The sequence below is a fragment of the Clostridium prolinivorans genome, from assembly GCF_004011155.1.
Lineage (GTDB): Bacteria > Bacillota > Clostridia > Clostridiales > Clostridiaceae > Clostridium_AT > Clostridium_AT prolinivorans.
The window spans coordinates 1-23,938 of sequence record NZ_RJWG01000013.1 but is presented as its reverse complement, the minus strand read 5'-3'; the positions used below and the strand labels follow the sequence as shown (position 1 = coordinate 23,938).

Genomic DNA, 23,938 nt, shown 5'->3' with positions numbered 1-23,938 from the left:
CTAATCAAGAAAACTTCTCATTCCTCTTTTTTCATATACACTTTCTTTATTTCCATGTCTTATTGACCTGTCAAGTGCCATAATAAGTGCTACAGCACCATCTATCTTTTCAGTAGACTTTTCTTTGTCAGGCTTTATATTGCCTGCAGGATCAGTTTTTACATAAATATTATCCATCATCCACCTTAAAACAGGATGTCCTCCATGGGCTATTTTCTTTTCTAAAGTTATCTTCATAAGCTCTTTAGTTGGTGGACTCATATCTTTATACCCTTGACCAAAAGGAACTACAGTAAACCCTAAGCCTTCAAGATTTTGAACCATCTGCACGGCCCCCCAGCGGTCAAAAGCTATTTGTTTTATGTTATATTTATTTCCTAAGTCCTCTATAAAGCTTTCAATAAATCCATAATGAATAACATTTCCCTCTGTAGTTTTTAAGTATCCCTGCTTTTTCCAAATATCATAAGGTACATGATCCCTTTTTACCCTCAGCTTCAAATTATCCTCTGGTATCCAAAAGTGAGGAAGAACAATATATTTTTCATCTGATGTTCTTGGAGGAAATACTAAAACAAAGGCTGTGATATCTGTGGTACTTGAAAGGTCAAGTCCACCATAACATTCTCTTCCTTTTAATTTATCTATATCAACTTTAAAAGCACACTCATCCCACTTATCCATCTGCATCCATCTTGTGGACTGCTTCACCCATTGGTTTAATCTAAGCTGGCGGAATATATTTTCTTCAGCAGGATTTTCTTTTGCACTGTTAAAGGCATTTCTAACTTTTTCTATATCTATGGTATGCCCAAGAGAAGGGTTTGCTTTATACCAGTTTTTCTCTAAGGTCCAATCGTCATTGTCATCTATTCCATAAATCACAGGATAAAAGGTTGGGTCTATTTTTCTTCCTTCTAATATATCTACTGCCTTTTGATGTACTTCATAGCATATAGAATTTCTATCTGTTCCGGCTGTGGTTATAAGAAAAAACAGCGGCTGCAATCTTGCATCACCACTTCCTTTAGTCATAACATCATATAAATCCCTGTTAGGCTGAGCATGAAGTTCATCCATTACAACTCCATGAACATTAAGTCCATGTTTGGAGTAGGCTTCAGCAGATAATACCTGATAAAAGCTGTTTGTAGGTTTATATATCAATCTTTTTACAGAAAGAACAGGTTTAATTCTTTTCTTAAGAGCAGGACACTGTTCTACCATTTCAACAGCTACATCAAAAACGATAGAAGCCTGTTGTCTGTCTGCAGCACAGCCGTAAACTTCAGCTCCCCATTCTCCATCTCCGCAGGTCATATAAAGAGCAACTGCAGCAGCAAGCTCGCTATTATGTGTAGGAATCATGGATTTACCTGCTAAATATAATCTTGATGGGCTGTCAACCTGAATACATCTCATTTTTGTCTTTCCTGTTTTTTCAATAGACTTTATATAATGAAAATGTGATCTTGTTTTAATATTTCTTTCTCTGCCTCTTTTAAGCTTTCTATCTAATCCTGATACTTCTAAGTCATTAAAAGCAGTAAACTTTATTAAATAACATATTTCACCTGTTTCAATTCCATATCTAGCCGATGGAGCTGTCTTTAATGTATTCTTTATTCCCAATGACCATAATAAATCCTGAACATCTTTGGCAAGTTCAAAAAGAATTGTCACATATATTGCCTGACTTTTAGCAGTGCTTACACATCCATCAGAATCTATTAACCCTTGTAATAATCTTTTTCTTTGGTGAGCTGATGCTCTTAAATATTCAATAGGTATCCTTTTTTCCCTAAAGTTTTTAACTAATATACTTTTAAGTTCTTTATATACTAAAATATCGCTGTTACCCTCTTGCTTATATCTATTATGAAGTTTATATGGTATATTTTTAATAACTTCGTCAACATCATCTCTCATTACAGTTATTTCAGGCTTTACAGCATTACCATTTCCTATCCAGTACCCAAATAGATATGGATCTATAGGAAGTTTATTTTCAGGCAAAATAAAAGCATCCGCTATTGGGATGCGAAATAATGCTCTATTTTCTTTACTTTTAGTTTTAAACTGCTTTTGATACATTTCTCCTGTTGTTAATAGTTTTTCTCTTCTGCCATTATTAGTAACTTGAACCTTCCATAGATGCCTTTCTCCAGCTACTATACTTGTTCCATCTCTAAAATTTATTTTATATGCCTGCTCCGTATCATCAATTTCACTTATTGCAACAACATTACAAGGTCTCCCCTTTTCATCAATTACCTTATCTCCTGCTTTTATTTCCCCCATTGTAGTAAAGCCTGTAGGTGTTGGGATTGGAGTATCAAGGGATAGCTGTTTTCCATTTTTCTTTGGAATTTCAACATAAGCAGTATTAAACTGCCTGTATCCATTTTCTTTTACTGTTCCGAATATATCCCTTATAATTTTATCCTGCCAAGGCAGAAGATCAAAAGGAACACCACGCCACTGACCCTTTGTATGCTTTAAGCAGTTAATAAAGTTTACGGCATGTTGTGCTTTTGCTTCATCATACACTCTTACTGCCTCCTTTATAAAGTATAAGTTCCATTGGATCTTCTTCATCATTTATATTGTCAGTGACTATTCTGCTTCTTGCTGATGGAGTAAGCCCAAACTGTTCGCAGAATCTGTTCATAATTTTAAGATAGGTTTGAGCGATAGATACCTGTGGCACCTGCTGCCAGTATCCCGATGGTGTTTTTACAATAGTTCCATGTTTAGTTATAAATTCTTCTGCTTCCTTCCACCTTGCATAGGCTTGACAATATCCTGCAAAGGCTGCCATATCTATTTCTGTAAGTATTCCCATTGCCTCAAGCTGCTTTGACATTCTCCTCCACTCTTTTTTAGCTTCAGCATCAAGCCAGCCTGGACATTTAGGTGCTTTTTTCTCATGTTTTGGTTCATCTTCATTAAGTGGTCTTTTTCCTGGATTTCCTTCAAGTATTTTTAATGCTGTTGGTTTTGGTTTTCTTCCCCTTTGAGCCATAGGTATCACCTCCTCTTTTGGCTAACTAAAAAGAGCCTACAATCGTAGACCCTTAAACTTATTTTCTTTTTCCTTTTATACCCTTGTAGTTGTAATTCCCTTTCTTAACTTCTTCATATTCAGCTTCTACAGCTTCTTTATAATCACTACGTTTCCTTTCCTTTTCCTTGCAGCTTAAGCAAATGCAATCCTCATTATACATTGACATTATTCTACCCTCTTTTAAGCTTTCTCCACAGCGATCACAGGTTTTCTGAGTAAAAAATTTATCCATTTATTTCAGCACTTCCTTCCTGTTGTAATTTTCTAAAAGCACAACTGCCTTCAAGATTTGAAAGAAGTGTTTTCCTTATATCTTTATACCTACTTCCATTCATGCCAAGGCGAATGAGCCAAGTTCTGAATGCATATTTAGGGTTATCCTCCTGAGTCTGCTTAAAAGAGGTGTGTTTTAATTTTTGTGCGTTCACATTTATTAAAGATGCAAGTTCTATAAATGCGGATATTTTTTCATGGCTTAAGGTTTCACCTAATAGCTTAAAGGTAAAAGTTCCTTTCTCAAAATCAAAGGATATGCCTTTGCAACCATCAGTTCCAACTTCAGTAATAGCATTTTGAAATTCTTCTAAAGTTTCTGTTCTCTTTAAATTCAAATTCTTTATAAAGGTTTCCTCAATAAAAGGTTCTTTTAATTCGAAGGTTTTAACAATTAGCTGCTGTTTACTGTAAAGCATATTTAAAATATTTATTAGCGTTTTTCCCGTATGCTCTCCTAATGGAATTTCTAAATTAAAACTATCAATAGTTGTATCCTCTATTTTTTCTTCAGAATCCTCTCCCTTTAAAATTTCGTTAAGTGTAACAACCCTACCTTGCGAAGTTATAATGGTTCCCTGCCTATCTATTGTGTAGATTTCCTTTTCCGTTTTAATTTCATAGGCAAAGCTTGGTGCTCCAAGATACTTTGCTTGAGAACCTAAGGCTTCACTTAAAATTTTAACTATTTCTTTTCTATCCATCTTCATTCCTCCCTGTGTTTTGGTAGTTACATATATCACTCTAAACACAGTTAATAGCAAGTACTTTGTATAAATATTTTAAGAAGAAAACAGGCCCTTCAGTCTGCTTCTGTCTAATTTTCAATCGCTGTGTACCTTGGGTAGGTGTAGCCTTCTGAATCTACTAAAATGCTTTTCTTTGTTTTTGTGTTCCTAACCCTTATGCATCTTAGCTCTCCTTTTTCGTTGCAACCACCATCTTCTTTGGTTATCCAAGGCTGGTCTTTGCAGAAGTCTTTTGCAAATTCTTTAAATTCCTCATCTCTTAGTTCAATTTCTTTTGTAACTTCGTAGGCTGTTCCTTTTACTCCATCCTTCTTAGCTTCTTTTGTAAGTTCTTTAAGTTCCTTTAAATTTAAAACCTTTCTTCCAAATAATGCTATCATTCTAAAACCTCCAAGTGTGTTTTTGTTATACTATATATCACTCTAAAACACACATATATCAAGCTAATTCTTAAAGTTTATATCTATTATTTTTGCTTATAGCTTCAGCACTTACTTTCAATGCTTCTTCAATAAAACCTATATCAAAACCTGAAGATGTATATCCTTCTTTAACTATTCTTAGATACCTTTCACTTGGAAGGTTTAAGTTAATCCTATCTTTTATTTTATTGGTCATGATGTACACCATAGCAGTTACTATTTCTCCACTTTCAAGCTCCACCTCTAAATCTTTTTTATAATAAAAGTTTGGGAAACCTTCGTAAATGTCTAAAGCTTTCTCATCTTTAGGTTTAACCTCCCAAACAAGTACTGGTACCTTTCCACCCTTAAAAGGTTCAATAGTAGCATAAGCATTATTAGGTACTCCTTTAAAAAGCAACCTAAAATCCTTTAACTCCCCCTTGCCATAAACCCTAGCCGTAGGACATCTTTTTTCCATCTGCTGAAGATTTAAGTTTGAACCATAAGCAATATACAATCTTTTCATCTATCAATCCACCCTTTCTGAAAGCTTCTAATTGGGCCACAGTTCCCCTGTATTGCCTTAAGTTTAATTCTTAGCCCATTAGTTCCTTCTACTACCCTAAGGGCGGTAATTCCGCCCTGTGGCTTTATGAAGCCGGCCGCCTATCTATGCGGCTCTCTGAAATCTCCAAGCTGCTGAGCCTTGAAGGTGCTTTATAAGGTGTTCTCTGCAGTTTTTGAATTCTTCACCTATAAAGCCTATTCTGTTAAGCCAGGTCCTCATTGCAAACTTTGGATTTTCAACCTGTGGCTTTTTACTGCTTGCACTCTTTTGAGTAAGGGCTTGATGGTTAAGTGCCAAGGCTAAAACTATATTTGACCTAATAACTCCTGCGTGCATGGTTCCATTAAAACCTCTAAGTTCAACTGTTCCTGTTCCTTTGAAAAAGCTGTGTAGGTTTAAGAAGTGGTATCTGCTTTCATGGTAATGCCTTTCTCTATTTGAACCGTATCCCTCGTACCAAATATCCTCAATCTGCTTCATGGTAGTAGGCTTTTTCTTGTTTATCCTTTCCACCAAATCTGCATCCATCTTTTTGCAGTATCTCATTCTTTCTCTCTCAATCTGAAGGCTTTCATAAAGCAGGTCATTTCTTGAGTAGATTATGTTTATAAAGTTTCTAATACTTCTTGGTGTATGGTCAGCTCCATCAAGGTGTATGTGAATCCCTGTGCAGTTTTGCTTTTCTGAAAAGGCTCCTGCTTTTCTAAGCTTTCTTACTATCTCCTGCAAAGTTTCTATGTCTTCTTTGTAGGTAAGTATTGGACTTACTAGTTCTACACTATACTCTTTTGTAGCTGCTACCTTCTCGTCATTTACTTTCTTTTGGGTGTAAATACTTCCGTCATACATAAGCTTCCATACTCTTCCGTCTGCTGCTGTTACCTTATAGGTATCATAATAATCATTTTCTCTTTTTATACTTCCTCTTAAAACTTCTGCAACAACCTTTGCGGCCTTGTTTCTTGTAACTCCTGTCATTTCAATTTCAATTCCAAATCTTGCTTTTAAAAAATCTGTGTTTTGCATTTTTGTTTCCCCTTTCTTAGTGTGTTTTTGGTCATGTACATATATCACTCTAAAGGGGAGTAATAGCAAGTATATTATCAAAGATTATTAACACTATTTTTATTTAATAGATTGTGCTACTGCAAAAGCTACATTTACAGTTACTGCATTACCTGCCTGCTTATATAGCTGAGCATCTGAATTTACAGCCCTTGCTTTTTCAAATAATTCATCTGGGAAGCCTTGAAGTCTGAAGCATTCCTTTGGTGTAAGCCTTCTAATACGGTAATTTTTGTCCAATGTAGCCATTTGGCATCCTGTATCTAAAGTATTTGATATACCTTTTCCAACCCTGCCTCTTCTTGTTTTTGAATTAGGTACTGAAATATTTATGCTGTCTCCAATCTCAGCTTCAGCATAGCCTTTTTTTGTGGCTTCTTTAACTGCAACTCCATGTCTGTCCTGACTTGTTAAAGTAAACATTGGTTCATCTGCATTTTTAAATCTCCTTCCATTCTGACGTTTATTTTCTCTTTCAGGAGTTATAACTGCCCTTGCTTCAAGAACAGCACTATTCATTGCGGTTCTATTAACCACTCCTGCTGTATAACGTGATGTAATGCATCTTGAGGTATCTGTGAGCTTTGGCTTTGTATAAGACTGGTCTATAAAAATTTTACTTCCTTCGCCCTTATTAGTTGTAACTGTTGGAGCAATTCCTTCTGATGAATAAACATTTCCATTCATACCTTTGCCGCTTGGATTTATATTTCCTATGCAGTAAAGACCAGTCTTTGCTCCTCCACCTACGCCACAACCTGTAAGTGTGCAAGCTACTCCTTCTGCATCATAAACTCGCTCACCTTGACAGCCGCCTATAATCTGCTTAAGAGCTGCTGTGTTTTCTCCTCTGACAGGTAGTATTTCTCGTCTACCTCTGGTTCTAAGATTTGCAATAATGAACACACGCTCTCGGTTTTGGGGAACTCCGAAGTCTTTAGAGTTAAGCACCTGCCAGATTGCATCATACCCTGCTTCGGATATACAATTGAGATAGTTTGTAAAATCGAAGCCTCTATTACTTGATAAAAGTCCTTTAACATTTTCAAAGATAAGGTATGTGGGTTTATCTTTTTCTTCTTTGGCTTTAACGAGTTCAATAAATTTAAAAAAGAGTCCACTTCGCTCTCCTGATAAACCTTTTCGCTTTCCTGCAATAGATACATCTTGGCACGGAGTGCCTCCACACCAGATGTCTGCATATGGGATATCTTCGCTTTTAAGTTTTGTAACGTCATCTGCATACCACTCTCCTTCCGTATCAAACATAGCTCTATAGCTTTTTACTGCAAATTTATCTTTTTCACAAAATCCTATACATTTATGTCCTGCAAGTTCTAACCCCAATCGAAAGCCACCTATTCCTGCAAAGAAATCAAGGAAGGTCATATTAATCACAACCTTCCTTTTTTATATCAGCATATTTAATTTTAACCCCATCTCTAACTAAAAATACTTCTTCATCTGTACCAACCTGCTCTATATACCTTTTTACAATAACATCCGCATACTTTTCATCAAGCTCTATGGTATAGCAGATTCTATTAGTCTGTTCACAGGCAATCAAAGTAGAACCACTACCGCCAAAAGGGTCAAGAACAATACAATTGCTCATGCTGCTGTTTTGAATTGGATAAGCACAAAGAGCTACTGGCTTCATTGTTGGATGGAGAGCATTCTTAGATGGTCTGTCAAAGCTCCATATAGTACTTTGTTTTCTATCAGAGTACCAATTATGCCTGCCTTCCTTCTTCCAACCAAAGAGTACAGGTTCATGTTTCCACTGATAAGGACTTCTGCCCAGTACCAAGCTTTGCTTTGCCCAGATACAAACTCCGGATAGATAAAATCCAGCAGCTTTAAAAGCCTTTCTAAAGTTTAATCCTTCTGTATCTGCATGGAATACATAAATTGAAGCATCTTTCTCCATTGCATCATACATATTAGTGAAAGCCTTATAAAGGAAATTATAAAACTCCTCATCTTTAAGGTTATCATTTTGAATCTTTCCGGCTTTTGCTTCATATGCAACATTGTAGGGAGGGTCTGTTACCACAAGATTTGCTTTTCTACCTTCCATCAAAATATTGTAAACTTCCGACTCCGTACTATCTCCACACACAAGTCTGTGTCTTCCAAGCAGCCACAAATCTCCCTGCTTTGAAATTACAGGTTCTTTTAAAGCATCTTCAACATCAAAATCATCTTCTTTTATTTCCTTGTCATGAACATTGCTAAACAGTTCTTCTATCTCCGGCGGTTCAAAACCTGTAAAGGAAACATCATAATCTATACTCTGCAAATCCTTAATAAGCTCAGCAAGAAGTGCTTCATTCCACTCCCCGCTTATTTTATTAAGTGCCACATTCAAAGCCTTTTCTTTTGTTTTATCTATATCAATAACAACACAATCAACTTCTGTATAGCCTAAGCTTTTTAAAACCTTCCATCTTTGATGGCCACCAATAATTGTAAGGTCTGAATTTACAATAATGGGGTCTACATATCCAAATTCAGTTAAACTATTTTTTATTTTTTCATATTCCTTATCACCCGGCTTTAAATCTTTTCTCGGATTATATTTAGCTGGTATAAGGCTGTCTATTTTTAACTTCCTAAACTGCATCTTCTTAAACCTCCCCAAACCTTGATTTTATATAACAGCTGTGACTGCAGTATTTTCTATTTTTATTTCCATAAGAGCTGAACTCTTTTCTGCAGTAGGCACAGGTGTATTTATAAACAGCTGTATCCTTCCTGTTTCTTTTGTCTTGATTATTTTTCCACCAGATTCTTCTGCATTCTTCAGAGCAGAATTTCCTTACTCTCCCTTTTTTCTTTTGTTTTAATTTCTTACCACAGTGAAGGCATACAAAACTCTGCTTTTTCATCTCTTCAATGTTCAAACTTACTACAGAAACATCACCGCAAAGACCATTCCTTTTACAGTAGCTTTTTACTGAATCTCTTGATAAACCAAGAACTGCAGCTATTGCTTTATATCCTAAACCTTTAAGCCTTAGTTCATGAATCTGCTGTTTTTCCACCTCAGTCAATTTCTTTATGCCTCCTTTCTTTTTTTGCGATAAGATTAATGCAAAATCTTTAGAAAATGACTTAAAAACACTTAAAAATCACTATTTAAAATTGATTTTTGAATAGTTTTTATACAAACATCAAAAGCCTATAAATCCTTGTATTTTTAAGGTTCACAGGCTTTTATCTTCTGATTTTTTATAGATACTTATCTGCAAAATATAAAACAGCTTGATTGCTGATTTTCCAATGACTACAGCTGATTTTTTATGAAATATATGCTACCCCCCTTATTAAATTCTGCGAAATTTCGTGCGAAGGGAGCCGCCCGACGTAGGGGGTTCAAGTGGTGAGGATAATGATGCCCCCTACCCTTTGTTGAAGAATTATCAACAGATTGTCCACAGGTTATTAACATATCATTGTTGATAACTTTAATAAGAATAGACTCGTCCTTTCCTTCCCCATCTGCCGTCTTCCTTAGCAGTCTTTCTATCATGACAGCTTTTGCATAAACTCTGCCAATTGCTCTCATCCCAGAACAACCTTTCATCACCTTGATGTGGTTTAATATGATCCACTACAGTTGCAGCAGTAACAATACCCTTTCTTTTACACTCTTCACAAAGTGGGTGTTTATGCAGAAACTGTTTCCTAAGTCTTCTCCACCTGCTGCTGTTGTAAAGGTAGCCGTAAGGTCTGCAGGTTTTATTGTAGTTTTTATCTATCTCCTTTTGATGTTTCTCACAGTATCTGCCACAGGTAAGTTCAGGACACCCTGGATAACTGCAGGGTCGTTTAGGTTTTACTGGACACATTTCTTTTTCTCCTTTTTGTTTTATCATCACAATTTGTCCTTGCTTTAGGAATAACTATAGATTCTTTTCCATTAGCAGTAACGTTCTCTGATATTGTTTCTTTCATAATGCACCTTGGAAATATACAGTATAGAATATTATCATTTATCTTATTGCTCCAAATGCATCTTTTGCATTTATGAACAGCCATATCTATTCCTCCAAAATAAAATTCAATCAATATATCACGGCATAGAAAAAGCCCTTAAGAGTTTTTCTCAAAAGGGCTTTCATATTTTAATGCTGCGTTTCCTTGGAATCATTCTGATATAACCTTGGCATATTCTATAGCATTTTGTTCTTTTTCTATACCTTTTCACTTTATATAATATCATAGTACAATAGTGACATTCAGTGACATTTAGTGACAACTTTTAATTTTATCTATTTCTTTTATTGCCTTTCCATGCATTCTGAATATAGTTCTCCTGTCACAGCCCAATTCTACTGCTATTACATCCCAGCTTTTCCCGCCTATATATCTCATCTCCAGAAGCAGTTTATAACTGCCGTCGCTTAGCTGACCTATGGTTTCAATAATCTCTCTTTTTAAATCAATTAAACGGTCAATATCATCATTAATCTCATGTTTTAATTCTATTAATTTTACTACTGCATTTTCCATAGGACTTGTTGAAGCTTTCCCCCCGGATACTTTTTCCTGACTTAAATCTACTGTTGTTTTTTGAGCTATAGCTTCTAGTTTCTCCATCTGCTCCAGCTTGTTTTGAATTAATTTGTCAAGCCAGACAGCCTGTGATAAATATTCTTTAGCTCTCATGCCGACTCCCTCCCATCTTTAACATTTTACTCTTCAAGTTCAAAAAACTTATTTTTTCCCATGTAATAGCGTTCAATAATATACTTTTGCAGTCCTTTATCTAATGACATAATTCTTTTTCTTGTTCTTTCTCTATCCTGCTCCTGATGATGCCTAGTTTTATAAAAACTGCATCCTTTTCCTTCACACTGCTTTACTGTTAAAGCTCTGCATCTGCCTTTATAATAAGCAAAACAGTCCTTTGCAATATTATCTTTAAATATTTTTTCTTTGCCCATAGCTTCATCCCCCAATTTTATATTTACTCATTTGTGCCTTAACTGCTTCAATAAGAGCAGTCTGACTTGTATTTTTATCTGCCAATGCTTTCATTACTTTTTCATCTATAGTACCTTTTGCAATAATGTGATGAATAATTACAGTTTCCTTCTGTCCCTGTCTATGTAATCTTGCATTGGCCTGCTGATATAGTTCAAGACTCCATGTTAATCCAAACCAGATAATGATATTTCCTCCTGCCTGAAGATTTAAGCCGTGGCCGCAGGATGCCGGATGTGCCAGAAGAATCTTTACTTCTCCTCTGTTCCAGTCTTTTATATCTTTATCTGACTGAAGAATCCTTGGATTTAATTTACTAAGGCAATTCATAATTCTATCTTTGTCATGCTGATATCCATAAAATATAAGTACCGGCTTGCCACTGGCTGCTTCAATCAGCTCATCTAGTGCTTTTAATTTTTCATCATGGATATATTTAACTTCTCCATCTTCATCATAGACAGCACCGTTTGCCATTTGTAATAATTTGTTTGCAAGTACCGCAGCAGAACCTGCTGATATATCCGAATCATCAAGAGATAATATTAATTCTTTTTCCAAAACTTCATATTGCTTTTTTACTGCTGAATTAAGTTCAACTGAAATAATATTGTCTATCCTTTCAGGTAATTCTAAGTAATCCTCAGCTTTCATGCTAACGCATATATCAGATAATTTTTCATAAATAGCTTCTTTTGCTCCTTCCTTTGGCTTATAGGTAAATACTATATACTGATTTCTCTTATCTGGCAGAAAGTATTTTTCCCTGAAGCCGGTTACTGTTTTTCCAAGCCTTTCCCCTCCATCTAAAAGATAAATCTGAGACCATAAATCTATAAGTCCATTAGGAGCAGGAGTGCCTGTAAGACCTACTATTCTTTTTGTTAAAGGTCTTATTTTTCTTATTGCCTTAAATCTCTCTGATTTTGATGACTTAAAACTTGATAATTCATCTATTACTACCATATCAAAGGGCCAGTCTGCTTTATAAAAGTTTACAAGCCATCTAACATTTTCACGATTTATAATATAAACATCAGCTTTTGTATTCAGTGCAGCAATCCTTTCTTTCTCTGTTCCTAATACCTTCGATATTCTTATATTTTTAAGATGATCCCATTTAGCCACTTCTTCATCCCATGTACTGTGTGCTACACGTAAAGGTGCAATAACTAATACTTTAGTGATTTCAAAGTAATCATATAAAAGCGCTAATATCGCTGTTAAGGTGATTACTGTTTTTCCAAGTCCACAGTCTAAAAATAGTGCTGAGTATTTTTTATCTATAATCCAACTGGCAGCATACTGCTGATATGAATAAGGTGTATATTTCAAACTTCCACCTCCTGTATAAATTTTTCTACTCCTTCAAATGAATCAATAACATAAACTTTAAAGCCTAAACTTTCAAACTGCTTTTTTCTCTTACACTGAAGCGGTCTTAATTTTTTTCCAGGTGCCTTTAATTCTACAAATACTGCTTTTCCTGAAGGCAAAAGCACCAGTCTATCAGGCACACCCGCCATACTTGTAGAGATAAGCTTTAAGCATAAACCTCCCTTTTTTTCTACTTCCCGTTTTAATCTATCTTCAATTTTTCTTTCCTTCATAATCTTTATCAACCCTGTCTTTAGAAATTAAATCCTTCTATTCTTTTTGGGGTTTCATTTTTTACTCTCAGTTAGTTCTTTTGTTATTGTTGAAAACCTTGTATTTTCAAGCTTTTCAGACTTTAAAACTAACAAAGCTTAAAAAATCCCCTATACGCGCGTGCACATTAGGCGTGCAGGCGTATATATACTTATATCTATATTTATTACCTCTATATAATATTTTTTGTTATTTAGTTATTATAAAAGCTGAAAGTCTTTATTCATCAACACTTAAAGCTAATAATTAAAAATGAACTAAACCTTAACTAAAAGCCTTTTGTTATTTTCTTACCCAGACTCTCCTATGCCCATAAATACCTCCAGTAGCCAGTTTTTCACCATGCTGCCATTTTCCAATTCTTTTCAGCATTTTAGTTATTTCATAAGATTTAACTCTTTCAAGATCTGCTTTATTTTTGCCGAAAGCTTCACACCAGATTTCAATTACTGAAACCTGAGTGCGACGGTTTGTACCTTTAGGAATAAGACTGTTTTTATTATGGTATTCACTTATATACTCCCGCCTTTCATATAAGTCCATTTCTTCCCAATTGTCAGGGAGGAGCATTTCCAAGTAATCTTCAACGATTCCCTGACGTTCATCTGTTTCCAATGCATCATTCTGCATGCGGTTTGCATATTCTTCAAGTTCATCTGGAAGTTTTAGTTCTTCTCCAGCTTCATATCTTACAAGAATTTCCGCCCAAATCTGCTTTACTTCTTCTTCAGTAATCTGCCATGGTTTCTTTTCTGAACCATAAACCTTTACAGGCCAAAACCTTCTATTGCCTGTTGTATCTCTTAAATAGCCTTTTTCGTTTGTTGTGCCTATAAAAATGCATTGTCTTGGATGAGGCGTAGCTCTTCTTCCAAAGGCAGCCCTGTAAATATCATTCTGACTGGATAAGAAATTTTTCAGCTCATTTTCTTCTGCCTTTTTCATTCCTGCAAGTTCTCCTATTTCTAATATCCAGTAGCCTTGAAGTTTTTCAGCTGCTGTTTTATCCTTTGTATCCGAAAGCTTTAAAGAATCACTGAACCATTCTCCTGCCAGTTTTTGTATCAATGTGCTTTTGCCTATTCCCTGCGGTCCGCTTAATACAAGCATCCAGTCAAATTTAATCCCAGGCTTAAATACTCTTGCAGCAGCACCTAAAAAAGCTTTTCTTGTTACAGTTCTTACATATTCATTATCCTCAGCACCTAAATAATCAATAAGAAGAGTATCAGCTCTCTCCATTCCATCCCACGCAGGCAGGCTTTTTAAATACTCCCTTATAGGATGATAAGACCTGTCATCTGTAACTTTAGTAACAGCGATATCATAATTACGTGCTGAAAAATTTCCATAAGTTAAATCTATATAACTGATAAGCTGTGCATCATCTGCATCACGCCACCATTTGCTCGGATGCTGCCACGGTACTTCACCTTTAATTTCCATCCCATCACTTAACTGATTAAAAACAATTCCCTTAAGATTAGGGTCATTTTCAAGAATTGTAATTAAATTTTTTAAGCTGTTTTTTATTTCACCGTTTTTGGTTATTTCTAAATTTTTCTGCCAGTCTTCGTCTTTAAAATCATCTTTTGCACTGTCTAACTTTTCTGATACAATCTGTTTTCTTACATCTTTATCTTTTACAGCAAAATCCACCATTGCTTTATATGATGGAAGTTTATTCACAGGCACTCCTTCTTTAGCTTCATCATCTAATTCGCCGAATTTATGAATTCTGACTAAATCAAAGGCGTTGCAAAGCTTTCCGCTTATTGGGTCTGTAGAATGATGGGAATATGCAAAATCTCCATTTTCATAAATTACAAGACCGCCTGCTGTAGAACCTGCTGCATAGGTATAACGATTTGCATCTTCACAAGGTGTATAAACATCACTTAAAAATTTTTCAATTGCCTCTGTAACTGAATAAGTTCTGCAAAATGCTCCTACTACACCCTCTTTTTCCCTTGGGTTTCCCTGCTTGTCTGCAAGCTTTTTTCTTTCCTTTTTAGTCCTTATACTCTCCGGCCAAAATGATGAATCCTTCCAGTTACTGTACCTTGAAAGCACAGTATCCGGATCAATCCAAGGTTCATCTGCCAGCTTAAAAACAAACTCTCCATCCGATGATGTTGATGGCCAGTACATAAGCCTGTGAACTTCATAAGTAGAATCATCAAAGAAGTCTATGCCAAGGTCTGCTGCAATCCTTCTTGCAATAGGAACATATTCATCAGCAGTTACAGGTCTTAATAAAGGTATTACAAGTCTCAATCTTGGTTTATCGGGGTGATGTTTATGAGTGGAATACATAACACACCCATACCCGAAAATAGTCTCAACAGATGACCATAAATCTCCTTTTACAAAATCTGCATCAAGGGTTACAAGCTGTCTCCATACAACGCTGTCATGTTTTCTTCTGCCGCCCTTTAAAGTACCGCCGACAAAACCGCCTACATCTTTTATTTCATCCTGCTTTGACTTTGAAAGTTTCTTATACTCCTCATAGGTTTCATGGGTTCTGATAGTCCTGCTTAATTTAGCCACCATCTCAGACCACAGCATTTCTTTGTTTTTCCAATTAAGTTCCTTTCGATTTCTGCCCACGGCTATAGTTAGCATGCCGTCATGTTTTAATGAAATACCATTGCTTTCAGCTTTATTCTTCATCTCCATTGCCATCTTTCACCTCCAATTATCACAAACTCCATCTCCTTAAGCTGAAACTGTTCTTTCAATTATTGGAAGCAAGCTGCATTTATTCTTTAAAAGATCATAGAGAAATAATCTTCCTTTTTGAGTCCAATAGGTATGCATTACGCTTTTTTCTGCATCAAGTGCATGAGTTTTTGATTGAGTGTATCCCATGTGTGCATATTTTTGATATAAAAGCCATGTATCTCCCATTTTATACTGCACCCCTAAATCATGAAGCAGTTTATTCATTGCTTTTCCTGACATACCATAGTCTTTGGCTATCTTACTTATAGGAACCAAAGATTGGTTCTGCAGTATTAAATCATAGTAAGTTGCTTTAGGTTTTAATTCTCCGATAATTTGTTTATTCTTAGCATTTTCAAGCTCAAGCTGTTTTCTTTTTTCTTTCTCAAGTTTAAGCTCTGTAAATAATTTAATGCCAAGCTCAGGATTTGTAATAATATCGTCTATAACTTTATCTGTTGCATAAACACCATGCTTTCTTATGGCAGGCAGTACCTCATCAAATACCCAACGTTCAAATTTTTCTGCCGCAGGTAATTTTGATTTAACTATAAGCCTGAAAAGATCTCCTTCTGGAATATATCTAACCTTCTGTTCTCCTCCTTCAGTAGGGGTGAGGAATTCACGCACCCCTTTGCAGTGCATTCTTATTGCTTCCTGTGGGTTTTTATATCCAAGTGTCCTTGCACATTCCGTCGCTGGGAAATATTCTTTATTGTCCTTAATCAATATCTTCAACTCACCAAACTCTGTATTTCTGAATACCTGTAAATTATTCATGTTCTATTTCCTCCTGTTCTATAATTTTTCCGCATTCACATTCATAAAAATAATCAACTATTTCTCCATGCTCTATATGCATATTAATCATAGCTTCATTTCCACAAGCAGGACATTTTACTGCTTTATCAACAGATTCATAAAAATCGTCTTCCCAGTTCATAGATTTCTGCTCCTTCCTAATCTTTTTTATAATAAAAGGCTTCAAAGCTGTCAGCCTTAAGCGGCAGACCTTTAGCCCAGCTGACAGGCTCAGCCATAATTTTTTCAACTTCTTCCTTTGAGCCTGTGCCGTTTTCAGCTTCAAGAATAACCTCATCATGCACATGAAATTTTATTTTATATCCTGCTTCATCAAGCCTTAACATTGCTACAGCTAAGCAGTCTCTTGCAATAGCCTGTGTAATATTTTCCACAAGCTTGCCCCCATAAGTAGGAATTCTTCCCCACTGCTTTCCCTGCTCATTTCCTTCATAGGTAAGCTGTTCTTTTCCAAAACGCTCATCTACACCGATTTTAGGTCTTACATATGAAAGAGCTCGTCCTGAAGGAAGGGTAATAAATAAAATACCTTTTGTATAATGAAATTTAATCCCATACTGTATTTTTACTACTGCTTTTTCTTTTACAGCCTTTACAGCAGCCTCTTCTACCTCCCACCAAAGCTTAACAATATTTGGATTTGCATTCCTCCAAGCTGTTACAAGTTCAGATAGTTCACCTTCTGTAAGACCCATATCTAATGCACCCATTTGAATCAATGCCCCTTTTGAGCCTCCGTATCCAAGGGCAAGTTCTGCAATCTTACCTTTCTGCCTTAACGGACTGCCTTTATCAATAGTTTCAATTGGTACTTTAAACATCTGTGATGCTGATGCTTCATAGATTTTCCCATGAGAGTTGAATACATCCATTCTCCATTTCTCCCCGGCAAGCCATGCTATAACTCTTGCTTCAATAGCACTGAAATCTGCCACTATAAATCTTGAATTTTCAGTAGGTATAAAGGCTGTTCGTATAAGCTGAGATAATACATCCGGTACACTGTCAAAGAGCATTTCCAGTGCTTCAAAATTTCCTGATTTTAAAAATTCTCTTGCTGACTGTAAATCACTCATTTTATTCCTTGGAAGATTATGAATCTGAACAAGCCTTCCTGCCCACCTCCCAGTTCTATTCGCACCATAAAACTGCAGCAGTCCTCTAATCTTTCCATCCCTGCATATTGAACGCTCCATAGCCTCATATTTTTTAACAGATGTTTTTGACATAGCTTGTCTTAGCTCTAACATACGTTCTACTTCTGAATCAGAAGATTCTGATACAAGCTCTTCAACTTTCTTTTTAGAAAGACTATCTACTTCTATACCTTTCTCCTGCAGCCAGTTTTTTATCTGGGCAGGACTGTTAGGATTATCAAGTCCAGATAAATTGACAGCTTCCTCAAACATTTTTGCTTGAAAATCCTTATCTGCTTTTATTGCATTTTTAACAAGCATCATATCAATTAACACTCCTTCATCGTTTATCTTTTGATCCAGTTCCCATAGTTTCTGTTCAAGCTCTATGATAGGAAATGCTTCAAGTTTCTTTCTTATATGCCTTTCAACCTCAACGTCCTGTCTGCAGTAACTTTTAAATACCTGCCATTTTTTCATATCATGCTCAGGCATATTTCTGTTTCTTAAGCCGTTGCCTTTTGAAGGTTTGCACGGCATGGAAAAATATTTTATAAGTGCTTTACCTTCTTTCATTTTCTGCTCTGACAGTCTTAAACACTTTGCTACACCATCTAAACTTCCCGGAAGACCTAAAGCTAAAGCATGAACCTGCGAACATCTCCACTGATTAGATGGCATAGGTTTTTTTAAATATTTTGATAAACAGGTTCTTTCAAAATTTGCATTGTAAGCTGTCTTTATAACATTGGGGTCTGTTAAAGCTTCAATAATATTTTCAGGTATTTCTTCTCCTTGGGCTATGTCAATAATCTTTACCTCTTCATCATCAAAGGCATATGCAAAAAGTAATATTTCAAAATCATCAGAGTCACAGTAGGCATAAACTCCGCATTTAGTTAAGTCTTTACTGCTGAATGTTTCTAAATCTATACTCAAAGTTCTCATTTTCTCTTATCACCTGCTTTTAATTCTTCTTTGTATAAAGAAGGAGAGAAAGTTAATCTCTCCTCTATTTATCCTAAAACATCTTCCTCATCATCATCTGCAAAGTCATCCTCTGCACTGCTTCTTCCTCCAAGAGGCTCACCATCTGCTGTTTTCATAATGTTTTGAAGCCCTGCTGCAATTCCTTTATTTCCATTTACGTTAAATCCATAAAAAGTTAAACTCACTCTGCCATAGCAGCCGCTGTAAAATTCACTTTGGTCTATAATAGGATTCAAATCTCCATCTACAATTCCTGGTTTTATTTTGCTGTTGGCATTAATAAAGTAGCTGTCTGCATAAGCTTCATCATCTTCTCTGTCCACATCGCCGTCACGAAGGGGTGTCTTAAGATTTGCAGGAATTTTTCCTCCAAACTTGTCCTTATTTTCTTCAATAGCTTTTTGAATTGCATCTTTTATTTTCTTTACTGATTTCTTATCTGACTTTGGTATGATAATGCTGACAGAATACTTTAAATCACTGCCGTTTACACTTACTGGCTGATGCACATTTGCATAGCTGAATCTTACTGGGTTTTCCTTTGTTCCAATTGTAATTTTTACCATATCTTTTTCCTCCTCATTAATTAAAATCTTCTTCTGGTGAAGCTTTAACAGCCTGCCTGTCATCATCTTCAGGCACTAATTTTAATCTGCCCTGAGATTTTGTTATATACGAGCCTAAAAGCTCATTAAATGTTTTCTTTCCTAATGCCTTTTCAAGATTTGTGATTGTATTAACTGATTTTTTATAAACCACATCACTGTCATAACCTGCATCTAATAGTGCTTTAATTACAGCTTCTTCATCAGTAAACTTTCGGGTGCCTTTCCCCTCTACAAGCTTCATTCCAGGCCATTTTTTATTTTCTTCAACAGCTTGTTTTAAAGCATATTCCTGTACATCTTTTGCCCAGTTTATTAAACCATCAACAGCAGTCAATACTTCTACAATCTCTTCATCTGAAAGAAGGGAAGGTTTTTGAAAATCCATACAGGCAAGTTTCATATTCTCCTCTGCTCTTGCCCTGCAGGTTGCTTTAACTTTACAAAACCTGCAGTGCTCCCCTGAAATAAAATCTCCATCACCTTTAAATGCAAGTTCTGCCTTAGGCTTAACTATCTCATCTCCCCATTTCACTAAATCTTCTACAGACATTTCAAAGGTAGCAATGCTGTCAAGTCTTGGCTGGCAGATAGTCATGCGGATTGTTTCAAGGTCATATAAAAATCCAAACTGATTAACAGCACCTAATGCATACAGCTTCATCTGTGTATTCTCATAAGCACTTACCGCAACTCCTTTTCCATGCTTGTAGTCAATTATTTCTAATACTTTATCACTGATAATTGTGGTATCTGAAGTTCCAAAGCCGTCTGGTACCCAAGGACTGTAATCAAGCCGCTGTTCTAACATAATTACAGCATCCTTTGTTGCTGCCTTTGCTTCATTAAATCTTTCAATGCAGAATTCTTTATATATTTCTGTTGCCTTGTCCATCTCTTCTGTATATAAAGGGTCTGACCTTATCTGCTGTAATTTCTTTAAGTATTTTTGTTTTGATATTTTCCCTATCTCCACAGCTGTCTTAATTTCAGCAAGGCTGTGAGCTAAACTGCCTTCAGCTGCATAAATAGATTGCTCTTCTTCTACAGATTCCTCAAGTCTTGGTGCTTTGGTACAAATCATCCACCTATGGGCTGATGATGCAGAAAGTAATGCGTGACTTGCCATTACAACACCTCTGCTTTCTCAAGAAGCTCTTGGTACTTACTTGACGGAATATCACTTAATTTCTTAGCTCCAAACTCTGTTATGAGTGCTTTTACTTGTGCCTGCTTGCCATCTTGTGATAGTGCTGCAAGCTTTCCTCTGACTTCCTCTAATGTAATTTCTTTAACTGCAGGTTCTTTTATTTCTGTTTCTTTAGAATCCTTTTGTTCACAATCTAACTCTTCTAAAAGCTTATGAATTGTATCTGCAACATTTCTTAAATCATTTGCTATTTCCCTTAAAAGCTGATTCCTTCTCATCTTCATCGCCCCCTTTCTCCATTTCTAATAAACGATTTGCAAGTCTCTTTGAAACAATACTCATTGCAGTTAAAACACCTATCATCTCTTCCTGAAGTTCTTTGTGTTTATCAATCTGCATATATTCCACCTCCTTTTTCCCTTCACTTATTAGCCAATGAGGATGATATTTTGGTAACCAGATTTTTTTAATATTTTACTTAATTTTTTTCTGGCTACCATTTAAATATCTCCTCAATAGTTAGCCAATAGGGACTATGGTTTGGAAACCGAATTATTAAAATTTTATTTATATTACTGCTCCTTTGATTAACAGTCTGAAAGTTTCTCGCCCTTTTGGTGTAATCAAGGTCTGAGTGCCTGCCCAACCGGTTTTTTCATTCTTTGCTTCTTTAATTTCAAATAAACCGTTATTTTTATCTGCATAAGGTTTGATTTTGCCTTTTTTATCTCTATAGATATATTTTTTATCAATTAGAAATTTTATAAAGTCCTTTTCCTTTATTTTTAATTCTTTTGCTGTATCCCTAAAATTAGTAAGCAGATTCCTGTCTACCAGTTCATCAAAATAATCTGCTTTTGGCTGCATAACGGCATTAGCTGTTAATAATCTTGAATTTTCAATCTGCAGATGTTTTATTGTCTGCTCTGCCATTTTCAAAGCTCTGGACATTACCATTTCAGGTGTATTCCATGCCTTTTCAATAGAAAGGAAATATTGGCGAGCCATTTTTCCCTTTTCAGTTCTTTGAATCATGCATAATTCTTTTGCCATAGGGATTGTTAAACAATAATCTGTTGTGGGCTGATGGTTTTTGGGGTGGTCAAAAATGACCGGGGTATAATCTATTCCTTCAGTAAAGTCATACTCACACATTCTTGGAAACCAATGTCTAAATTCAGTTTTTATTTCTAAAAACCTATGAAGTTCTCTCGCAGACACTGTTGGTCTTTCACTGCTGTAATCGACTCTAATTAAATTATTCACCTTTTACTACCTCCTTTATGGATACCGACTCAACTATTTCGCTTGGTACTAGCACTAATAGCTTCTGCTGATTACCTAAAAGTAGATTTAATAATCGGTCTCGGATTTTTATATTTCCACCTTTTAAGACGTTCACCTTATTCCCTTTGGAATCAGATACATTAATTTCCACCTGATGTTTTAACATTCTTCTCACCTCCATTTTCATGAAGTTTTTCCCCTCTATATATAAACCTTGAGAAAGAGATGACCTCTACACTTTTTTAGAAAATATTTTTACTTTTTATAAGTTTTTTTAATTTTGTTCTCGCCCTCCATGCTTTTTGTGAAACACTAGACTCTTCAATACCAAGCTCCTCTGCATATTCTGCTTGGCTCATAGGCCTATCCGAAAGGTACAGTTTGTTAATTAAATCTCTTTGCTGAGGTTTTAATTCTAATATGACATCTTGTACAATTTTTGTTACAGCTTCACTTTCAATTTCTGATATCACTTCTTCTTCAACATAAGCATTGTGGTCTATAAATATTTCTGCTTTATCGGTTAATTCGTCTATACTTTCATGTCTTCTTGTTTCACTTCTATTTAAGTCATAAGCTTCATCATCAAGCTGGTGTAGTGTTTCTATTATTGCTTCTGTTACACCATCTTCCCCAGGTCTTAAAATTGTTCTACTACCATCTACACTGTAGTAAATATAGTTCATTCTGTTCTTTTTGCTTGTCTTATGATTTCTTGACATATTTTTACACCCTTTCCGCCAAACTGCATTGACGGCAAAGGATATAAAAATAGGTCTATGCTTGAAGTACACACACCCTCTGTCCTGAAAATGAGCGCAATAAGGTAAGGTACTTCTATTGCACCGCAATAATCCTTATGGATTGAAGCGAAACAATATGTATCCTTTGCCCTTATTGCAAATCAGGCATTTGATATTTTTTTGTAGACAGAAAAACTCGTCCTATGAGGCTACCATGAGCCTTACCCTTGTCTAATTTAATTCTATAGTTTACACAGGATAACTGATAGTCAGCATATTAACTATTATTTATTTAGAATATTTTTCTTTTAATTATTGTTATGATTATTAAATAGTGGTATTATTTACCTATGGTTATTTTTATTGTTACTATTTTAGGATATAGAATCATAAAATAACTTTTACAATTACTTTTAAGTGTTGAGGAGGATTTACTAATGTCTCAAAATGCTAATAATTTTTTTGAAAATAATTTATTTCGTTTCCAAAGCTGTGCCTGTGATTGTGTTGAAGATATTATTCATACCGCACCTGGACATCCAGAAAAACGAATATTAAAGTTACAAGCTATTTTAGAGGATACCATTCACTTTGCATTTGCAGCTGGGGATATAGGATTAGTACGTCTTGGTACTAAAGGTGCATTGATTGAAAAAAATGTACTGGGTAATTTAATCTCTATAAAAAATGGGGATACCTCTGCATTATTTAATTTTTTCAAAAGAAATGGTTTCTTTTTTAACATAAGTAGTACAGAGTACGAAGAAATTGACGGGATATTATTATTTGAACTAATTAGCAGAATCAGAGCAACTGTAGAGCTTATGAGTGCCCTAACAGCAATCCGTAGAGATTATGACAAAATATTGCATTTAACTTTATATTTGCTTTTATCAGAGCCTATAGTTTTAGACCTTCCATCACTGAAAACTCCATACATGACTTGTGTACATCCTTTTTTGGAGAAAATAAAAAATGCCTCTAATCTACTAGTAGTAGATCGAGGACAAGAAAGTTTCGATAAATATACATATTCAATTTCTGATACTATATACTCTCCTATTTATGAGCTAGATATTAATAACTACAATGATATTATTAGTGGCCATATGAACTCAAAAATCGGGTCTGATAATCCATTTTTTAAGAACCTAACACTTTTATACTGTAATGCTATTAATGAAGACCTACCGCTACGAGAAACCATTGATTTCCTGTTTCACTATCAATATAATGTTGGAATAATAAAAGCTATTGATTATGAAAACGGAATAGATTACTTCACAGCGCCTAATAAAGACAAATTTGATAAACTCCTCAAGGATGCTTTAATAAGAGTTGCACATATTGTATTGGGAGAAGAAATAAATGCTAATCTTGATGGTATTCACCCTCAATACGATGCGATTAAAATGTACCCATCATGGAACATTGATAATTTGATGGCCGCACTGTACTTTTCAATTTTTTATATGACACAATCTGAATTATATCGACGTTGTGCTAATCCTAACTGTGGTGTATATTTTCTTGTAAGAACCACATCAACACGAAAAAAATACTGTTCGGATGAATGTCGTAATAGATTCCAACAACATAAATACAGACAAAGGAAGCGTTCCAAGCAAGAAAGACATGAATAATGGTGTTAGTATATTAGTGTAGACACAAAAAGCCGAACGCCTTAAAATATAAAAAGGGAAGGAAGTG

28 protein-coding genes are annotated in these 23,938 nt (G+C 35.4%); 1 reads left to right on the top strand and 27 read right to left on the bottom strand.

Annotation, left to right across the window (positions count from 1 at the left end; translation table 11 throughout):
- From EGD97_RS09925 to EGD97_RS09805, 27 genes are all read right to left on the bottom strand, one after another.
- The gene (locus tag EGD97_RS09925) at nt 1–2,550 is read right to left on the bottom strand and encodes a terminase TerL endonuclease subunit (RefSeq protein WP_127837222.1); all 2,550 of its coding nucleotides are present in this window, start codon (nt 2,548–2,550) and stop codon (nt 1–3) included.
- Nucleotides 2,543–3,025, bottom strand: a complete 483-nt coding sequence (locus EGD97_RS09920) for a phage terminase small subunit P27 family (RefSeq protein WP_127837221.1) — start codon at nt 3,023–3,025, stop codon at nt 2,543–2,545. Before EGD97_RS09920 ends, EGD97_RS09925 begins: the two co-directional genes overlap by 8 nt.
- Before the next feature lie 58 nt (nt 3,026–3,083).
- Nucleotides 3,084–3,299, bottom strand: coding sequence for a hypothetical protein (locus EGD97_RS09915; protein WP_041734294.1), 216 nt, complete (start codon nt 3,297–3,299; stop codon nt 3,084–3,086).
- Nucleotides 3,292–4,044 carry a hypothetical protein gene (locus EGD97_RS09910; RefSeq protein ID WP_079411911.1) on the bottom strand — a complete coding sequence of 251 codons (753 nt, stop codon included), beginning with the start codon at nt 4,042–4,044 and terminating at the stop codon, nt 3,292–3,294. Before EGD97_RS09910 ends, EGD97_RS09915 begins: the two co-directional genes overlap by 8 nt.
- Before the next feature lie 113 nt (nt 4,045–4,157).
- Nucleotides 4,158–4,469: a hypothetical protein gene (locus EGD97_RS09905; RefSeq protein ID WP_011838226.1), complete on the bottom strand. Its 312-nt coding sequence runs from the start codon at nt 4,467–4,469 to the stop codon at nt 4,158–4,160.
- A gap of 70 nt (nt 4,470–4,539) precedes the next feature.
- A complete protein-coding gene (locus tag EGD97_RS09900; RefSeq protein ID WP_011838227.1) occupies nt 4,540–5,019 on the bottom strand; it encodes a gamma-glutamylcyclotransferase family protein in 480 nt (159 codons plus the stop codon).
- A gap of 144 nt (nt 5,020–5,163) precedes the next feature.
- On the bottom strand, nt 5,164–6,087 hold the full coding sequence (locus EGD97_RS09895; RefSeq protein ID WP_127837220.1) for an amidoligase family protein: 924 nt from the start codon (nt 6,085–6,087) through the stop codon (nt 5,164–5,166).
- Nucleotides 6,088–6,186: 99 nt separating this feature from the next.
- A complete protein-coding gene (locus tag EGD97_RS09890; protein ID WP_205693984.1) occupies nt 6,187–7,515 on the bottom strand; it encodes a DNA cytosine methyltransferase in 1,329 nt (442 codons plus the stop codon).
- A 1-nt stretch (nt 7,516) separates the two neighbouring features.
- Nucleotides 7,517–8,752, bottom strand: coding sequence for a site-specific DNA-methyltransferase (locus EGD97_RS09885; protein WP_127837218.1), 1,236 nt, complete (start codon nt 8,750–8,752; stop codon nt 7,517–7,519).
- 4 nt (nt 8,753–8,756) lie between these two features.
- Complete coding sequence (locus EGD97_RS09880) at nt 8,757–9,182, bottom strand: RNA polymerase subunit sigma-70 (RefSeq protein ID WP_079411914.1); 426 nt, start codon at nt 9,180–9,182, stop codon at nt 8,757–8,759.
- A 414-nt stretch (nt 9,183–9,596) separates the two neighbouring features.
- Nucleotides 9,597–9,980: an HNH endonuclease gene (locus EGD97_RS09875; RefSeq protein WP_127837247.1), complete on the bottom strand. Its 384-nt coding sequence runs from the start codon at nt 9,978–9,980 to the stop codon at nt 9,597–9,599.
- Nucleotides 9,961–10,170: a hypothetical protein gene (locus tag EGD97_RS09870; protein ID WP_035380439.1), complete on the bottom strand. Its 210-nt coding sequence runs from the start codon at nt 10,168–10,170 to the stop codon at nt 9,961–9,963. The genes EGD97_RS09875 and EGD97_RS09870 overlap by 20 nt, the downstream gene beginning before the upstream one ends.
- 210 nt (nt 10,171–10,380) lie before the next feature.
- Nucleotides 10,381–10,800: a DUF1492 domain-containing protein gene (locus tag EGD97_RS09865; RefSeq protein ID WP_035380437.1), complete on the bottom strand. Its 420-nt coding sequence runs from the start codon at nt 10,798–10,800 to the stop codon at nt 10,381–10,383.
- A gap of 26 nt (nt 10,801–10,826) precedes the next feature.
- Entirely contained in the window at nt 10,827–11,078 is a 252-nt protein-coding gene (locus EGD97_RS09860) for a hypothetical protein (protein ID WP_205693983.1), read from the bottom strand.
- Between the two features lie 4 nt (nt 11,079–11,082).
- Entirely contained in the window at nt 11,083–12,453 is a 1,371-nt protein-coding gene (locus EGD97_RS09855) for a DEAD/DEAH box helicase (RefSeq protein ID WP_127837217.1), read from the bottom strand.
- Nucleotides 12,450–12,728 carry a VRR-NUC domain-containing protein gene (locus EGD97_RS09850; protein WP_035380433.1) on the bottom strand — a complete coding sequence of 93 codons (279 nt, stop codon included), beginning with the start codon at nt 12,726–12,728 and terminating at the stop codon, nt 12,450–12,452. Before EGD97_RS09850 ends, EGD97_RS09855 begins: the two co-directional genes overlap by 4 nt.
- Before the next feature lie 322 nt (nt 12,729–13,050).
- A complete protein-coding gene (locus EGD97_RS09845; RefSeq protein ID WP_127837245.1) occupies nt 13,051–15,450 on the bottom strand; it encodes a virulence-associated E family protein in 2,400 nt (799 codons plus the stop codon).
- Nucleotides 15,451–15,489: 39 nt separating this feature from the next.
- Nucleotides 15,490–16,224, bottom strand: coding sequence for a phage antirepressor (locus EGD97_RS09840; protein WP_323052688.1), 735 nt, complete (start codon nt 16,222–16,224; stop codon nt 15,490–15,492).
- A 43-nt stretch (nt 16,225–16,267) separates the two neighbouring features.
- Entirely contained in the window at nt 16,268–16,438 is a 171-nt protein-coding gene (locus EGD97_RS12430) for a hypothetical protein (protein ID WP_164850201.1), read from the bottom strand.
- 16 nt (nt 16,439–16,454) lie between these two features.
- On the bottom strand, nt 16,455–18,401 hold the full coding sequence (locus EGD97_RS09835) for a DNA polymerase (protein WP_127837215.1): 1,947 nt from the start codon (nt 18,399–18,401) through the stop codon (nt 16,455–16,457).
- Nucleotides 18,402–18,469: 68 nt separating this feature from the next.
- Nucleotides 18,470–19,009 (bottom strand): DUF2815 family protein, encoded by a 540-nt coding sequence (locus tag EGD97_RS09830; protein WP_127837214.1) that lies wholly within the window; start codon nt 19,007–19,009, stop codon nt 18,470–18,472.
- A gap of 16 nt (nt 19,010–19,025) precedes the next feature.
- On the bottom strand, nt 19,026–20,177 hold the full coding sequence (locus EGD97_RS09825; protein WP_127837213.1) for a DUF2800 domain-containing protein: 1,152 nt from the start codon (nt 20,175–20,177) through the stop codon (nt 19,026–19,028).
- The gene (locus EGD97_RS09820; RefSeq protein WP_205693982.1) at nt 20,177–20,482 is read right to left on the bottom strand and encodes an rRNA biogenesis protein rrp5; all 306 of its coding nucleotides are present in this window, start codon (nt 20,480–20,482) and stop codon (nt 20,177–20,179) included. The genes EGD97_RS09825 and EGD97_RS09820 overlap by 1 nt, the downstream gene beginning before the upstream one ends.
- Nucleotides 20,439–20,597 (bottom strand): hypothetical protein, encoded by a 159-nt coding sequence (locus EGD97_RS12425; protein WP_164850200.1) that lies wholly within the window; start codon nt 20,595–20,597, stop codon nt 20,439–20,441. Before EGD97_RS12425 ends, EGD97_RS09820 begins: the two co-directional genes overlap by 44 nt.
- Nucleotides 20,598–20,765: 168 nt before the next feature.
- Nucleotides 20,766–21,464 (bottom strand): antA/AntB antirepressor family protein, encoded by a 699-nt coding sequence (locus EGD97_RS09815; protein WP_127837212.1) that lies wholly within the window; start codon nt 21,462–21,464, stop codon nt 20,766–20,768.
- Nucleotides 21,457–21,651 (bottom strand): hypothetical protein, encoded by a 195-nt coding sequence (locus EGD97_RS09810; protein ID WP_127837211.1) that lies wholly within the window; start codon nt 21,649–21,651, stop codon nt 21,457–21,459. The genes EGD97_RS09815 and EGD97_RS09810 overlap by 8 nt, the downstream gene beginning before the upstream one ends.
- 76 nt (nt 21,652–21,727) lie before the next feature.
- Entirely contained in the window at nt 21,728–22,207 is a 480-nt protein-coding gene (locus EGD97_RS09805) for an RNA polymerase sigma factor (RefSeq protein WP_127837210.1), read from the bottom strand.
- Between the two features lie 458 nt (nt 22,208–22,665).
- Here EGD97_RS09805 and EGD97_RS09800 point away from each other — a divergent pair, with 458 nt between their 5' ends.
- The gene (locus tag EGD97_RS09800) at nt 22,666–23,871 is read left to right on the top strand and encodes a CGNR zinc finger domain-containing protein (protein ID WP_127837209.1); all 1,206 of its coding nucleotides are present in this window, start codon (nt 22,666–22,668) and stop codon (nt 23,869–23,871) included.
- Nucleotides 23,872–23,938: the final 67 nt, after the last annotated feature.